We start from the raw sequence: 15042 nt of genomic DNA on the forward strand, positions 1-15042 counted from the left end.
TTTTTCCTTGTTGCAAAGTATTGCGTCCGTCGTCAGTAACGGACAGCCGGTTATTCTTTATTGATATCAATAATTTCAATGGCGTCTTCCAGAGAAACGCGAGCTTCTTCCGCCCCTTCCATTTTCTGGATGGATTTCTCCATTTTGCCGCTCAGGTCATCCATATCCACAATAGACTGCGCCATCTTGGGCAGGGCGTTGCGACGGAAGCTGCTGAGTTCTTCCAAAGCGGCCTGCACATCGGTAAAGGCTTTCTTCAACGTATTGATGTCCAGCTGCGCCTGGGAAGCCTGCTTTTGAATCTCCACGCCCTGAGTGCGCAATGTGCTGGCGGTTTCGGCAATCAAATCGTTGGTGGTTTGAGTCACTGCCTGCACGCCTTTCAGCACTTTCTTCTGCGCCTGTAACGCCAGCGCCAATGTGGAAGCCGTGGACAACGCAGTCACAGTCACGTTGCAGGCGCGATCAACGCCGCGCACCAATTCCTGGTTATTGCGGATGATCACTTCTGTAGACAACACGCCTTGCTGGTTCACCGCCAGCATCTGCTGCAGGTCGATAATGCGCTGGCGTAACGGGAACAGCACTTCCTCTTCCAGAAACTTACGCTTCTCCTCATCTTCCTGGCGCTCCACCTGAGAAGTCAGCTGTCTGTCCAGCAACTGTCCCAGCTTGATGTAGTCCTGCAGCAGGAAGGTCAGTTCACGCATACGCTTCTGATCGTTGCGCAAGGTGACGTTATCCCGCTCCAGTTGCGACTTGCCGTCTTTCAGCGTCGCCACGATGTCCTGAATCACACCTTCAACGCTTTGATAACGCGCGAACCAGCGCGCCAGAGGCGTGCCCACACCTGGGATCATCGACAGCAGTCGACGAAAGCCGCCCATGTTGAAATCAACCCGGTTCGGATTGATGTCGGTCACCTGCTCCTGTAACGTCAGCAGGCCTTGCGCCACCGGGCCGCCGTCCTGAGCGTCACGCAGCAGATTGGCCATGGGCTGTTTCAGCATTGCGCTTTGCTGCGCCATATTACGCGTCACAGTTTCACCCAGATTGGCCACGGCGCGGGCCTGAGCGTCGCGCTGGTCCAGATTGCGAAGATCGATGCCGACCAATTTATCCACCAGCTCGTCAGCCTGCGCTTGCAGCTTGGGATCAACCTCTTCAGATTTGGAGGTTTCCGCAATGACCTGCTTCTCTATTTTCTCTTTCTCGGTCAGGATTAAATTGCTCACTGGTTATTCCTCATCACTTTTTTTGCGCATATTGCTGCGAGTTTTCAATTAGTGTGGTCAGTTCCTTGATCGCTTGCTCCATATCCATGGCGGCGCGACCGCTACTGAAATCCGTATTGGCGAGACGGGCGCTGACCTGATCCAGTTTGGTCAACGCTTCCTCGTTTTCTGCATAAAGGGAGCGCACACGCTGCATTTGCTCATCGAACAAATGCAAACGACCGCGGAGCTGCTCGCGGGTTCTTTCCGCTTCCGCTGAGTCAACGTCATCCATGCGCTGCAGCTTGCTCTCGATAGCGACCCGGTCAATCGCGCTGACTGACTGCAGGGACAGAGAGACGCCTTCCAGGTTATCCAGGCCATTCAGATACACCTGCTCCGCCATCGCCAGATAGCGGTTATAGGTCAGTTCCGTGGACTGCAGTTTGCGATTGAGCACCTGATTGAAGATCTCAAACTTCTTCTGAAATAACTGCAGCTGCTGGATGGCGTCATCCGCATTCAGTTTAGACAACTCCGTATTAAGGTGAGCGATGGCCTGTTTGCGCTGCGCTTCCAGCGCTTTGCGGTACCGCTCAATGTAGCGATTGGCGTGAGCTCCGCCTTTGGCGAAATACTCCCAGGACCAGCCGCCCAGCGCCAATACGGCGCCGCCTACCAAGGCGCCCAGCGTTGCGCCGCCCACACCAAAAAGCATGGTCGCGGCGCCGCCCAGAAAGCCGACCAAAGCGGGATATAGCGTCACCGGCTGAGTCAGCGAGGTTTTCAGCGTCTCCGCTTTGATTTTGGCGGGTTTGATCGCTTTGGTGTCAAAGGTCATACCTAGATTTCCCCACTCACCAAAACGATTTCCACCCGCGGCAGGCGGTAGTTGTAGGCGCGCAACGATTCGTTCGGCAGTTGCGGCAGTGGTTTTTCACCGCCAAAACCAACAAAGCGGAACCGGTTCGGATCGATTTCATAGGTGACTTCGATATAGCGATACACCGCTTCGGCGCGGTCCAGGGAAAGCCGTTTGTTCGCTTCCGCGTCGCCCCTGACGCCAGTATGTCCGCGAATTTCCACACGGAAGTTCGGGTAGTGCTGCAGGTTTTCCATCAACAGATCCACTTCGCGCTTGCCTTCCAGCGTCAGCTCCGACGTTCCGCTGGCGAAGATAATCGGACGCACTTTCAGCGCGCCGAACTCACGCAGGCGTTCCCACTCGGACGCGGCCAGCGCGCGAAAACGCGCTTTCTCCGCAGAGCTGCTTTCGCCGGCGAACTCACCCGTGGCCAGGGTGTCGTAAAGCTCTTTGATGGGGGCGCTGGTGAGCAGTCGATAAGGATCGTTGTTCGGTATGGGATTACGGCTGAACACTTTGTCGTCGAGCAAAATGCCCACCGCGGACTCAATGGTGTCCACCAGATACTCACGACCGGCGTTGCGGCGTCCAACGCCAAACCAGTCTTCCGCATTTTCAGTGAGACTCTTCCACTCTACGCCGCTCAGCAGTTCTTTGGACTGTTTGACGTCGAGGTCGTATTCGTCACGCAGCGCTTTCACCAGCTCATCCTGGTTGCGACGATAGTGCTGCAGCGTCTGGTAATACGCTTTCAGGAACACTGACACCATTTCCGGGTCCTTGCGCAGCACCGTGGCGTTGGCCACCAGCACATCCACAATCAGCTTCTGGGTGTCCTCGGTGCCCAGCAGACGCACAATGCCGTCGTTGGACAAGGCCCGGGTCACTTCCGGCTCCCACACCACCGCCACGTCCGCCTGTCCTTTAAGCAGCGCGTCCAGCGCCTCGCCGGAGCCGTTGGTCGGCATTTTCCATGAGGTCGACTGATTTAGCGCGGTCAGATCAAAATGGCTGCGGATCGCCCTTAACAGATGCTCGCTGGGCGAGTTGGGCGTAAACGCCACTTTGACGCCGTTTGCGGCTCGTAAATCCTCAATGCCCGCTACTTTGGACTGACGCGCCACAATGGCGTCGCCGCCCTTGCTTTCGTCGATCACCGAGATGATGGGACCGGGATAATTCACGGCCGCTCCGTTCTGGACATAACTGTCCACCGTGGCGACGATAAAGGTGTACTCGCCTTTGCTCAGACGCTTGAAGCGGTCCTGATAGTCGGCCTGATCATCCACGCATTCGAGCAGATAGCCCTGGCGGCGCAGGCGCGCATTCATTTCCGGCGAACACAAGGGGAAGTAGCCCACCCAGCTGTCCCTGGCCAGGCGAATGGCTCCCTTGGTGTTCTTGGCGTCTGTGGTCTGCAGTTGGCGGTCCTCCTGGGATTGCAGCAGGAATATTTTGACTCCCGCCATCACCAGCAGCCCGCCCAACAGCAGGATGATTACGATCTTAACGTGCGCTTTCATGCATCCAGTCTCTACTGCCTGAGGTCGCCTTGCGTTCTATTGTTGAAATTCCAGGAGCGTGAAGTCCGGCGCTTCGGCCAATACTTCATTCAGCCCCGCCATCAGACTGTCCGGGTCGCTCGCAGAACGGTAAAAGGTCAACCCAGGCTGATGTAAGGAGTGATCGTCGCCGATACAGAAGCCAATGGTATGAATGTTGATCGGCGTGTTCTGCAGAATGGACTGCACCGCCCCATCGGTTTCATAACCACGGCTGGCCAATCCGTCCGTGATGATCACCAGGTGATATTCGCCATAGCCCAGTTGCTTGCCCGCCTGTGTAGTCAACGCGGCTTGGCCGTCCTCCAGGCCCGCGGACAGCGGCGTACCGCCGCCGGCGACCAACTGGTCGATCATCTGTTTTACGACCGGACGATTCTGCGTGGCGAGATGGGTGCGCTCGCCAACACCCTGGCCGTCAAAGGCGTAAACCCCAACATTCGCGTCAGCCGGCAACTGCTCAACGAACTTTTTCACCGCGGTTTTAGCCACATCCAGCTTGCGCTTGCCGTCGCCGCAATCGGTATTGTCCATGCTGCCGGAGCCGTCGAACACAATGTAGTAGTTCTTCGCCAGCAGATTGTCGCTCAATTCGCTTTGCTCACGCGTCGCCGGCCAAAGATTATCCGCCGGGCGCATGGCGTAAAGCGCAGTAGGTTTAGCCGCCTGCGCAGACTTCGTCTCTGCGGTCGCCGCCGGGGCGGAGGACGAGGCTGGCGAGGAGGAGCTATCGCACCCCGCCAGCGCCGTCAGGGCGATACAGACTGAAAGTTTCTTCAACATCGCATATCCCCTTACAACGGCATGAATACGTCGGATTCAGCTTCAACCTGAATAATGCGGAATTCCACCCGCATGTTCGAACGCCATTCCTGCTGGTTTTTCGGCGCACAGGGCTCCGAACCGCAAATACCGGTTTTCGGGTTGGCGATACCGTTGCCCACCACCGCGAACTGGGATGGGTCCAGACTGATGTTCTTGCCCGCCGCATATTGAATGATGTTGTCGCGGACTTCCTGCGCACGGGCCAGGCTCAGGTTGCGGGCGGACTGTTTGATGCGTCCCAGCACAACCGCCTGCTCGCCTTTCTTCTTGGCGCGCAGGTATTCCATCGGGTCGGAGTTGCCTTCTACGGTGATAATAGCGCCGCCGTAAGTGCTGGCCAGCTCGACCACTTTGTCGAAAGAGTCCTGATACAGGTCGATAGAGAAAGACTTCTGATTAGGCTGGAAGAACACTTCGAAAGAGAACAGCTCACCTTCAGCCAGACTCTGTTGCTGCTGACGCTGATTCACCAGCTGCGCCACCTTCTCTTCGTCGAAGCGGGGCTTGGCCGCTTCCGCTTTAACATTGACCGCCGCGCCCAGGAAACCATAGTCGAACGCCGCTTTCCCCAGCGTCGCTGGCTTGCTCAGAATGCCCGCCTGTTGCAGACCGGTTTGTACTTCGCTGCTCAGGGCGTCGAAGCGACGGGGATAGTTGCTGTCGGTAAAGAATTGCTTGTTGCCTTGCAGACCGACGAAGGTCGCGTCCGCGAACAGGCCTTCCACGTCAGCGGTAGCTTCTTCGCTGTCCAGCAGCAGTTTGCCCGCCGCCGCCAGCATAGTCCGGTAAGGTTTGACGTCCTTGGTTTTATTCTGGAACAGCTTGCCCAACGCCTCTTCGCCCTCAAGGAGCCCAGCGACAAAGGCTTCCACTTCGCTGCGATGGGCGTCGAAATAGTCCTTTCTTACCGCGTAGACGTCGGCGATAACTTTGTCCGCAGTACGGGTGGACAACAGAATGCGCGCGCCTTTTACCGAATCTTCAGAGCCAGAGCCTACATTGCCGCCAGAGGTCAGCGCCAATGCGTCAGGGATGATGACGAACGCTGCGTCCACGTCCTGCTCGTAAAATGCCGCCATGGGCGCATTATTGGTGCCAGTAAGATCCGGCAACCAGCGAACCGTGACGTCTTTGAAGCTCAAGCCTGCGTCTTTCAGAATCCGGGCGGCGTAATCAACATGCGGGCCGTATGCCTGAATTGCGATAGTTTTGCCTTTCAGGTCCTTGGCGTTACGAATATTGGACTTCACCACCAATGCATCGCCGCCGGAAGACCAGGTCAGTTGATAAATGACCACTGGCTGCGTGCGCGGGTCTTTATTCAACAGTTCCGCCGCCGCGCTGATCATGCCTACCGTGCCGCGCAAAAACGGTGTTTCGCCGGCCACATAGCTTTTGACCTGATTGACGAAGGCGTCTTCCCGGTACAGTTTCAGTTGCAGGCCTTTCTTGTCGAAGATGGAGCCTTTCGCGGTTTGCGTCTGATTGCCATTAGCCAGCAGCGTGGCGATATCGCCACCCCAGGTTATGACCGGCGCACTGAGGCTGCGGGTGTTCACTTCGCCGACATTGAGCTTGACCACTTCGCTGATCGGCTTGTAGTCAACATAGGCGGGCTTGGCGTGGGAAAGCACGCTGAAGGCGGTGGCCAGCAGCGCCAGTACCGAAATAAGAGAGCGTTTAACCATAATGGATTCCTTATAACTTACCGTCGATATTCCGCATCCAGCAAGGTTTGGAATGAGTCCGGATGTTTGAGGTTGAAATCTTTGACGTGTTGCAGATATTCAGGGTCAAACCCTTCCTGCTTCACTTGTTCTATTAATTCTTTGAAGGCGTCCGTGTGCATGACCTCACGGCTGGTGGCCACCTTCGGCAGCGGGTGATCCGCGACAATTTTGCCGCCCCGGCCGGCGAAGTGACGGTCGCCCCGGTCATCGGAATAATACTGGGACAACACCAGCAGTCGCGTCCCCAGCAAACAGGCCTCATGCATGTCGTGGGTCACGAAGAACACCGTCAGTTGTTCCTTTTCCCACAGTTCCAACAGGTGCACCTGCAGGTCCGCGCGGGTGTCCGGGTCCAGAGCGCCGAAGGGTTCGTCCATCAGCAGAATGGGTGGCTTCATGATCAGCGCCTGGGCGATAGCCACCCGCTGCTGCATGCCGCCGGACAGTTCATGAGGATACTTGCGCGCAGCATCCGTCAGTCGCACCTGGGCCAGCATCGCCATGGCCTCTTCTTCGTGGGCCTTGTTGCGATACCAGGGATTCCACCATTGCCCCTGCGTCAACGTCTTGCCCAGCATGACGTTTTCCAGCACGGTGCGATTGGGAAACAGGGAGTAACGTTGATACACAATGCCGCGACTGAGGTCCGGCAACAGCGCCGGCTCCCCGGCGATCTCCACTTTGCCGGCAGTCGGCTGCTCCTGTCCGAGGATGAGTCGCAACAGTGTGGACTTGCCACAACCGCTGGGGCCGACCACGGTACAGAACTCGCCTTTGCGCACCGACAAATCAATATTGTCGAGCACCTGTTTGTCACCGTACTGCTTGTATACGTCTTCTATATGAAGCAATGGCTGCATCGTTTCCAATCCTAAGATTCAAGCGTCGCCGGTCTGCGCCGGTCCGTTCCGCTATGTCCGCATTCAATCAGGGTAGTCCGCAAACGCGGGTCCCGCTCGATTCCCGCTATTGTTCGTACCACTTGTAACGCCACTTCAATATCAAGCGCAGCGCCCAGTCCATCAAAAAGCCCAGCAAAGTGATCCAAATAACATAGGGAATGATCACATCCATGCTCAGGTAGCGCCGCACCAGGAAGATGCGGTATCCCAGCCCTTCCGTCGCCGCAATGGCTTCAGAGGCGATGAGAAACAGCCATGCGGAGCCGATGCTCAGACGTAACGCCGTGATCAGGCGCGGCATCATTTGTGGCAGCAGTATTTTATAAACCACCGCCAGATCGGAAGCGCCCAGAGTTTTGGCTTTCACCACCTGTTCGCGAGGAAAGCTGCGCACGGACAGCGCCATGTCCCGGGTCATAATGGGAAAGACCCCGATAAAAATAAGCGCGACCTTACCCAGCTCGCCAATGCCCAGGGATATGAACAATATCGGCAACAGCGCCAATGGAGGAATCATCGCAATAAAGGTAAGAATGGGGTTACCCAGGGAATAGAGGCCATTGAACGCCCCCATATTGAGGCCAATGATCAACGCCACCAGGGTGGAGAGCGCCAGCCCTATCGCCAGACGTTGCAGACTGGCCAGCGTATCGGCCCAGAACACGTAATCGCCACTGCGCCGGTCCGGCTCAAAAGCGAGTCGGTGAATAGCGTCCCCCATCTGTTGCAGGCTGGGCAGCAGTTTGTCGCTGGGGTTATCAGCCAGGCGGATATCGGAAGCAATGAGATAGGTCGCGATCAATATCACAAATGGCGCCAGCGCCAGAACCACGTTCAACAGTCGCGGCGGCTGGGCGAACAGGCCCAGCATGGCGGGTCTTTTCATCTAAATCCCYTATTAATATTTATTGAATGGTGGCTGTCGGCGTCCGCCGTTTACAAGTTCCGCTGCGACTCCCGGCTGTCGGGATAACGCTTTTTCTCGATGGCGTAGTACGCCTTCAGCAGGTCGACCTCCAGGCCAATCGCCTCGCGGGCTTCTTTCAAGGTGTAACTTGAATATTGTTCGAAATCCACTGTGTCCAGAGGCGTACAGTCAGAGACGTAGCCCAGTCGCACGGCGTCTTTGTATACCTGCAGGTCTTCGTCATTCATCTGATAGACCTTGGGGTACAGATACTTGGCGAAGAAGCTGTATAAACGTTCTTCCGTCGTCGTCACCCGGTTGGTGCTGCCCATGGTGAAGCCAAGCACAAAGGCTTCATCTTTTGGCGCCACGCCCCGTCCCAGCAGTACGTGGATATAATCATGCGCTTTCAGGCCGGTGGCGCCGTTGAACAGATTGACGCCGGGGATGTCAAATTTGGGGTTCTCCACCAACTGAATAATCAGCGGAATGTCTTCCTGTTTCAGAGCAATGCTCTGAATGCTGGCGAATGCTTCCGCCACAGTCATTTGGTCATCGTCCAGCTTGATGTGCCATTTTGCCACACGTTCGGGTAATGCCATGGTTGTCTCCATGAGTTTGAGCGAGCTAGCGAATGTTTATACGTCAGTTACACAGTATAGGCCGGGCGTCTGGAGAAGAGACGACGAACGGGTATAAAGCGCCGTTTCTCATGACTTTCCGTCATTTAATTATAAATTTCAATCGCATATGCGCTTATAACGCATCTGCACCAGCCCGCTGGAGAAGGTTTCCGCCAACTGAAAGTCCAGGCGCGCGCAGGCGTCTACGGGGGGAAACAGCGGAATACCCTGGCCCAGTAAAACGGGCACATAGGAAATAATGTACTCGTCCACCAGGTCTTCTTCCTGGAAGGAAGCCAGCAGCTCGCCGCCGCCCACCAGCCAGATTCGTTTGTAATCCAGCGCCCGAAAATGCGCCACTAAGGTGGAGGGATCGCCGGCGCAACGCTCCACTCCCGGGGCGAGCTTTAAATCCTCCTGCCGGGAGAACACCCATACCGGTTTCCCCTGGTAGGGCCAGGCGCCCAGCTCCAGCACTTTGAGATAGGTCTTGCTCCCCATGACCAACGCATCGACGCCGTTGTAAAACGTCTCGTAGCCATAGTCTTCATTTTCATCCGCCACAGACGCCAGCCAGTCCACCTTTCCTTGTAGATCGGCGATGTAGCCGTCAAGACTGGCGGCCACGTAATACACTATTTCCATACACGAAAGACCTTAACAGTTTTCAATGGTTATCGGTTGTCGCCAAATAAAACCGCGCTGATTACACGCTCTCCGGGAATACAGCTAGAATTAAATGCAAGACAACGTCACATGCTTAAGTCCGGAAATAATAAGCTCCCAAGAGCGCTCTGTTTTTCTGGGCAAGTAATGCCTGTTTTTTAGCGCATGACGAAGGGGCGATGATAGAACAATGAACTTTATTAATCATCCGTGGCGCCGCGCCGTATTGCTGGCCGTCATCGCGCTATGGTTTATTATACCCCCGACCGTTCATGCCCAGGACGCCCAGACTAGCGCACCGGAAAGCAGGCTGATCAGATTCAATATGAGCGATGGCGGCGGCTTTCCGCCGTTCACCTACTACGACGAACATAACCAGCCGCAAGGCATCATGTATGAAGTGCTGGCTACCGTGGCGAACCGGCGCAATTACCAACTCAAATTAATGGCCCTGCCCCGCAAGCGACTCGACAGCATGCTCGCAACCGGCGATGTGGATGTGGTGACCCTGGCGCGGGAATGGACGGATGCGCCAACGCAGTTTCTATGGTCGAAACCGGTGATTCCCCATCGCGATGTGATTTTTTCCCTGCGCGATCGCAATCTGCAATTTAAGAAAGTCGAAGAATTGGTAGGCATGACCCTGGTGGTGCGTTTCGGCTACCACTATCCGTTGCTGGACCCTTATTTTGAGGATGGCCTGATCAAGCGTCAGGAAGATTACAGTGAAAGCATCATGCTGTCGCATCTGCTAAAAACGCCGGACCGGGTCGACGGCGCCGTTATCAATGAGATGGTTGGTCTGTGGTTGATCAAGGAGAAACGTCTGGGCAATCAATTCGTCCTCTCCGACCAGGATGTCAGCACCGTGTGGTTTCGCTTCGCCGTGACGCCGCAGCGCAAACAATTACTGGCCGATATCGACGCCGTGCTGCAGGATCTGAAAGATTCCGGCGATCTACAGGAAATTATCGCCCGCTATCAACCCTGACAGCGCTGCGGACTACGCCGCGAATTCCGACACCCGATACTCCGCTTTGATGACGACCTCCAGATAATCCAAGTGATTCATCGCCAGTTCAAAGCCTTCACTGTCATCGCATCCGCCGGGTCCTCGCGCTTTCATCAGACTGCGGCTGCGGGTCAGCCCCGCCATCGCCTGACGGTTAGGCTCGTCCCATTTTGGATAGAGACTGTGTACGGCGATCAGGCGCACACCCAGGGCGTCCGCCAGCTCCAAGGCCTGCTTTTTGTTTTCCCTGGCGGCGGACTTCATGATCTCCAGCTTCCTGGTCTCCAGATAGGAATACTCCCACTGGATATCTTCCAGAGAGATGTTTTTCGTGGTCGCCGCCAGGGCCAGAGTTTGCGGCACATCGGCAATCGCCAGCGATTGCAGCTTGAGCGTGAACGTCACCGAGGAAGCGCCGGCGAACATGCCGGATTTAGAGGTCACGCGGATATTCTCAAGGGATAGCTTGCTTTCATCCACCCCCAGCCGCTTCAAGCCATCGATAAGGCTTTTGACATCCTTCAACTTCTTCAACGCTTCGGTGGTGAACACCGAAGACTCCCCCGATACCTTGAGCGCCAGCGTCGCCGCGTCGGGAGACACTTTCACCTTCTCCACGGTTTCCATGGTGATTCTATCGGGATATTTTTCGCTCATGCTCAAGCTCTCCTGTTATTGCAGCATGTCCCGCAATGGAATCAGGCTGCGCTCGCCCTCGGACGATACAATCGCCACAGATTGGGCCGGTATGGCTGACTGACCCGCTTTACGCTCCTGAGAGGAAAAGTTCGCGGTAATCGTCGTGCCGTCCGCGAAGCGGGTGGATTGCAGCAGACGATCCTGCGACAGGAACTCAAACCCCGTCATGCGCGTACTGTAAAGTTTTTCATGCCAGGGACGGAACACTTTATCGTAGGTGGCGATAACAGGCAGGTCGCGCTTCTGATTCGCCGCGTTCAGATGGTACATCGGCGGAATCATGTACAACAACTGCAGCAGCCCCACGTCCACGCGGGTTTCTTTGAACTTCAGCGAGGGGTATTCCCAGTGCAGGGTCGCCACAACGCTATCGTGCAACGCCAGCTGATACAGCGGCAAGCGATAGGCGGGGTTGTAGTAAATATTGCGCAGCGCCGGCTTGATCGGTTTGGTGGCGAAGAACAGCGAGGGAGCCTCAGGCGGCCAGTAGTTGCCGCGATAATAGGTGGATTGGCGGTTCTTGCCAGTGTCAGGGTCCGTCCAGCTGAACGGCGTGATGGTCATGCCATGAGCAAATTCAATGGCGTTCGCAAACAACGCGGAGCCGCCTTCGCTCCCCGTGACCAGCGCCAGTTCTTCCCGTGGGAAATTCAATCGTTGCGTACGCGCCGCCACATCCTGCGCTTCACTGGTTTTGCGCCCTTCCGTGTAGTCCTCATAGATCATGCCAGTGGCGTCCACATCCAGGAACAAACTGTTGAGTTTGGCCTCACGCGTCACCGCCGTCATGCGCTGCTCCGCATAGTCTTCAATCGCCACTGGGTTAGCGTAGGCGCCCACACTGGAGAAACCGGAGACGACACTACCGTCTTCCCGTCGGTAGGGCGCCTTTTCCCAGTTTTCGCGGCCGACCTGGGCGGTCAGCCAAGTGCGCGGCTCATCCGGCGCGTGAATGCTGCCGTAGCTGTCATAGACTCCCACCAGATAGCCCGCCGCCTTCGCAGCTTTCACCGATTGCGGATGCCATAAGGTATCCAGCCAGTCGTTGGCTCCCAGCCAGGCGCTGGTCAGCCCGGCCTTGCGCAGCGCGGCGATGGTGTCCGTGGAGAAACCGCCGCCCCAGGACTCCGGCTCGGCCATCATGGAGCCGAACGCCTGCTGCATGGCCGTGCGCATCGCGTCTCCCCGCAGCACTTCCATCGCGGGATCATGTCCGCCCGGTAAGGGATGCTGCGCCGGCGCATCGATGGCTTTGATCAACGCCCCATTCACCGCCCTGACGATAGCCTCGCGAGAGTATTTCGAGACAAATCCCGCATCCCCCTGCGCCTCCTTGAAGGCCTGGGTAAACATCTTGCGCGCCTCTTTATCACACTGCGCCCAAAGTTTTTGCGCGAGATGACCCGGCGTCTGGTACTTGGCGGCGAATTCACGCACGAAGGGACGCCAGCTCTTAATATCCTCCGGCTTGATCAGACCGCTGCTCCACAGGTAAATATGCGGCGCGCCAGCCAGCTTGGCTACATTGGGGTTTTGCGCGAGTTTATCGTCCAGCGTCAGCAACCCCTGACGCTCCAACAGCTCGCGATAAGCCAAGGCGCCGGCGACAGGCGTAGCCGCGCCCTTCTGTAAACGCACCAGATAAGGCCGATCCGGCATCAGCGGCGAGAATTCATGACTCACGCCCAGACGCAATGCGCCCTCATCCCGATTGAAAGTCATGGCGGTATTGAAGGGGTTTTCCAATGTCCAGGTCAGAGAGTAGCCGGCTTGTCCGTCGCCGCCAGCGCGCACTTCCGTCCAAAACGGCATGGACAGCAGTTCCGTCACCGCGGACTCGTCGTACTTTTCCTGTAACCAATCCGCCCACGCCGCATCATCGGCCGGGATATAAAAACCCTCGCCCAATGGCAGGCCGTAAGCGGACACCTGGCGCGCCGCCGACGTCGGCCAGTCAATATGCGTCTTGGGCTTATCGGCGCTGATGGCGAAAGTCAGAGCGCCATGATCAACAGCGACTTTCACGTCAAACGCGTTTTCCTGCAGGGCAATACGCCAATGGCGCTGGTCTCCCTCCACAAACACCACATTTTTGACGTCTTCGACAGCAAACGCCGCCGCTGAGGCGGGAGATTGAGTCTGATTCATCTGTACAGTCACCGCCAACGTGGCGGGATCGATCAGATACAGGTCGTCGCCAACGGCGACTTGCAACGGTTGAGCATTCCCGGACGCCGCCCAGGTTGGTTGCAACGCCATGGATAATAGCGCCGCCAATACGGAGATTCGTTTCATAATTACGTATAACTTGAATAGAAGTTGGATCGAGGTATCGCTTTAACTCACTCAGGTTCCCGAATGAAAGCAACAGGAGCATTTGGGCGCGGACTTATGGATAAGTGATTGGTCTTATAGGTAAGTCATTGATAATAGAAGCCGCCATGCTCCGGGAACTTAAACGTGTAAGCCCAATGCACTATAAAATAAAAGTATCCCGGTTTCTGCATGGCGAAGGAGCCCTCTTTCCGTCGAATGACTTGAAAGCCTTGGCGGCGTAGGACTGGCAAAGTTATGAAATTTTATTCATGAGAGTGGGATGGCTAAAGCCCATATCTCAACGCTACGTAGAGATTGCTGTTGTCCTTGAGCTGGCCAAAAAAGGTTTCCACTTTCTCTCCGTAGAAAACATTAGCGCCACTCTCCACGCGCCAGTGATCGTCTACCTTGTAGTTAGCCTTTAAACGCAAGTAGCCGTCGTCTTCGCTGGGGCTCCAGAAATTGAACAATGACAGCGTCAGATTCTGGTTCATCAAAAGCTGGGTCAAACGCAGCGTCACCACCTCCCGGCGCTTGTCCTTCAGATATGCGCCAGAGGGCTGCGAGGCCTTGAAGGCGTCATAATCCTGCATGGACTCAACATAGAACTGCACCGCGCCAGTCAGCTCCGGCAGCAGCTCGCGTTCATAGCCAACCAAAGCGCGCCACTCACTGTTGCGCACCCAGGGGTCGTCACCGCGCTCATCCTCCAGGCTGTCATAGTAGCCCAGCTCCGCATTGGCTACGCCGCCGGCGACAGGACCACGCACGCTCGCGCCCCACACCTGCAGCTCAGGAAACCTATACAGGCCGCTGTCAGGATTAACGCCCGCCGGGCTTTTCCAGAAGCCGCGATAATAATAGGCGGCCAGTTCATAAGGACCCAATAGACGATAAGCCCGCAACGCCAGTTCATCATCCTGCAACGCGTTTTGACGCCCTTCCACCCGCACGGGCTGATTACGCCCCACCACTTCACCGTCGCCAGCGCTGTAGTATGAAATCCGCTCGCCATCAATGTAACGGTCCGCGTCGAATTGCGGCGTGTACACCCAGTCCAGATTCACTACATCACTGAAGAAGGATATCTTGGCGGCGTCCGAAGGCGCTTTCAGGTACTCCTCGTCACGGCCAATCATCAGCGCGTTCCAGTCCTTGGGAAAGAGGTCGTTGATGAACAACAGATCGCCGGTTCCCCAAGTGAGAATCTGACGTCCCAGCTTGATATCCATCGCATCCGCCGGACGCACCAAAAAGTTGGCTTCGCGCAAGTCCAGCCAGCCTTCTCCGCGCTCAAGATCGATACGATGATGATCCAATACCGGGTCGTACAGGACATCCGCCACGCCCTTAAACGTGACCGACTCCAGAAACGCCTCCGCCTGCCATTGGGCGCGCGCTTCGCCTATGGACGCCCGTTTTTGCGTCGGATCATCCTGCAATCGGGCGCCGAGTCGGGTTTCCGCAAAGCCGGACATTTGCCACGGAACCGCAGTCAGCCCTGCCTCTGTTCCTTGGTCCCTACCATTCGACTCGGGCTCCGCCAGATCCAGGCCGACAGGCAGGTCCGGCTCATTGGCGGATGGTTTAGCAGGCTCTTCCAACCCTGTCGGCAGTTGTGGTTCTTCCGCTCCCAGCCCCATAGGCAACGCGGGCTCTTCACCCCAGGCGCGAGCGCTTATAAGCAGGATCGCGGCGATTCGAAGCGGTGTTTTCATCAG

At 56.4% G+C, this 15042-nt stretch carries 13 protein-coding genes; 1 reads left to right on the forward strand and 12 read right to left on the reverse strand.

Going from position 1 to position 15042, the window contains the following annotated elements; genetic code table 11:
* Positions 1-50: 50 nt before the first annotated feature.
* The 9 genes from KP814_RS01760 to KP814_RS01800 all read right to left on the reverse strand — a co-directional run bounded on the left by KP814_RS01760 (position 51) and on the right by KP814_RS01800 (position 9273).
* Complete coding sequence (locus KP814_RS01760; RefSeq protein WP_216735127.1) at positions 51-1235, reverse strand: toxic anion resistance protein; 1185 nt, start codon at positions 1233-1235, stop codon at positions 51-53.
* Between the two features lie 13 nt (positions 1236-1248).
* Positions 1249-2055 carry a hypothetical protein gene (locus tag KP814_RS01765; protein ID WP_216735128.1) on the reverse strand — a complete coding sequence of 269 codons (807 nt, stop codon included), beginning with the start codon at positions 2053-2055 and terminating at the stop codon, positions 1249-1251.
* A 2-nt stretch (positions 2056-2057) separates the two neighbouring features.
* Positions 2058-3602 (reverse strand): phosphate ABC transporter substrate-binding/OmpA family protein, encoded by a 1545-nt coding sequence (locus tag KP814_RS01770; RefSeq protein WP_216735129.1) that lies wholly within the window; start codon positions 3600-3602, stop codon positions 2058-2060.
* Between the two features lie 36 nt (positions 3603-3638).
* Positions 3639-4424: a VWA domain-containing protein gene (locus tag KP814_RS01775; protein WP_216735130.1), complete on the reverse strand. Its 786-nt coding sequence runs from the start codon at positions 4422-4424 to the stop codon at positions 3639-3641.
* A gap of 11 nt (positions 4425-4435) precedes the next feature.
* On the reverse strand, positions 4436-6154 hold the full coding sequence (locus tag KP814_RS01780; protein ID WP_216735131.1) for an ABC transporter substrate-binding protein: 1719 nt from the start codon (positions 6152-6154) through the stop codon (positions 4436-4438).
* Between the two features lie 17 nt (positions 6155-6171).
* On the reverse strand, positions 6172-7056 hold the full coding sequence (locus KP814_RS01785) for an ABC transporter ATP-binding protein (RefSeq protein ID WP_216735132.1): 885 nt from the start codon (positions 7054-7056) through the stop codon (positions 6172-6174).
* A 106-nt stretch (positions 7057-7162) separates the two neighbouring features.
* The gene (locus KP814_RS01790; protein ID WP_011399150.1) at positions 7163-7984 is read right to left on the reverse strand and encodes an ABC transporter permease; all 822 of its coding nucleotides are present in this window, start codon (positions 7982-7984) and stop codon (positions 7163-7165) included.
* 50 nt (positions 7985-8034) lie between these two features.
* Positions 8035-8607, reverse strand: a complete 573-nt coding sequence (locus KP814_RS01795) for a hypothetical protein (RefSeq protein ID WP_216735133.1) — start codon at positions 8605-8607, stop codon at positions 8035-8037.
* Positions 8608-8745: 138 nt separating this feature from the next.
* A complete protein-coding gene (locus KP814_RS01800; protein WP_216735134.1) occupies positions 8746-9273 on the reverse strand; it encodes a dihydrofolate reductase family protein in 528 nt (175 codons plus the stop codon).
* 211 nt (positions 9274-9484) lie between these two features.
* Here KP814_RS01800 and KP814_RS01805 point away from each other — a divergent pair, with 211 nt between their 5' ends.
* Positions 9485-10285 carry an ABC transporter substrate-binding protein gene (locus KP814_RS01805; protein WP_216735135.1) on the forward strand — a complete coding sequence of 267 codons (801 nt, stop codon included), beginning with the start codon at positions 9485-9487 and terminating at the stop codon, positions 10283-10285.
* Between the two features lie 12 nt (positions 10286-10297).
* Here the strand turns inward: KP814_RS01805 and KP814_RS01810 are convergent, their stop codons facing one another.
* The 3 genes from KP814_RS01810 to KP814_RS01820 form a co-directional block, all read right to left on the reverse strand.
* Positions 10298-10963: an SIMPL domain-containing protein gene (locus KP814_RS01810; RefSeq protein WP_216735136.1), complete on the reverse strand. Its 666-nt coding sequence runs from the start codon at positions 10961-10963 to the stop codon at positions 10298-10300.
* Positions 10964-10978: 15 nt separating this feature from the next.
* Positions 10979-13300, reverse strand: coding sequence for a glycoside hydrolase (locus KP814_RS01815; RefSeq protein ID WP_216735137.1), 2322 nt, complete (start codon positions 13298-13300; stop codon positions 10979-10981).
* Between the two features lie 305 nt (positions 13301-13605).
* Positions 13606-15039, reverse strand: a complete 1434-nt coding sequence (locus tag KP814_RS01820) for a DUF1302 family protein (RefSeq protein ID WP_216735138.1) — start codon at positions 15037-15039, stop codon at positions 13606-13608.
* Positions 15040-15042 lie beyond the last annotated feature (3 nt).

It is taken from the genome of Hahella sp. HN01 (assembly GCF_018986435.1).
GTDB lineage: Bacteria > Pseudomonadota > Gammaproteobacteria > Pseudomonadales > Oleiphilaceae > Hahella.

Excerpts from the sequence above, each read along its gene's own strand:
- KP814_RS01765 (WP_216735128.1), bottom strand. The coding sequence starts at position 2,055 with ATGACCTTTGACACCAAAGCGATCAAACCCGCCAAAATCAAAGCGGAG.
- KP814_RS01770 (WP_216735129.1), bottom strand. The coding sequence starts at position 3,602 with ATGAAAGCGCACGTTAAGATCGTAATCATCCTGCTGTTGGGCGGGCTG.
- KP814_RS01775 (WP_216735130.1), bottom strand. The coding sequence starts at position 4,424 with ATGTTGAAGAAACTTTCAGTCTGTATCGCCCTGACGGCGCTGGCGGGG.
- KP814_RS01780 (WP_216735131.1), bottom strand. The coding sequence starts at position 6,154 with ATGGTTAAACGCTCTCTTATTTCGGTACTGGCGCTGCTGGCCACCGCC.
- KP814_RS01785 (WP_216735132.1), bottom strand. The coding sequence starts at position 7,056 with ATGCAGCCATTGCTTCATATAGAAGACGTATACAAGCAGTACGGTGAC.
- KP814_RS01790 (WP_011399150.1), bottom strand. The coding sequence starts at position 7,984 with ATGAAAAGACCCGCCATGCTGGGCCTGTTCGCCCAGCCGCCGCGACTG.
- KP814_RS01795 (WP_216735133.1), bottom strand. The coding sequence starts at position 8,607 with ATGGCATTACCCGAACGTGTGGCAAAATGGCACATCAAGCTGGACGAT.
- KP814_RS01800 (WP_216735134.1), bottom strand. The coding sequence starts at position 9,273 with ATGGAAATAGTGTATTACGTGGCCGCCAGTCTTGACGGCTACATCGCC.
- KP814_RS01805 (WP_216735135.1), top strand. The coding sequence starts at position 9,485 with ATGAACTTTATTAATCATCCGTGGCGCCGCGCCGTATTGCTGGCCGTC.
- KP814_RS01810 (WP_216735136.1), bottom strand. The coding sequence starts at position 10,963 with ATGAGCGAAAAATATCCCGATAGAATCACCATGGAAACCGTGGAGAAG.
- KP814_RS01815 (WP_216735137.1), bottom strand. The coding sequence starts at position 13,300 with ATGAAACGAATCTCCGTATTGGCGGCGCTATTATCCATGGCGTTGCAA.
- KP814_RS01820 (WP_216735138.1), bottom strand. The coding sequence starts at position 15,039 with ATGAAAACACCGCTTCGAATCGCCGCGATCCTGCTTATAAGCGCTCGC.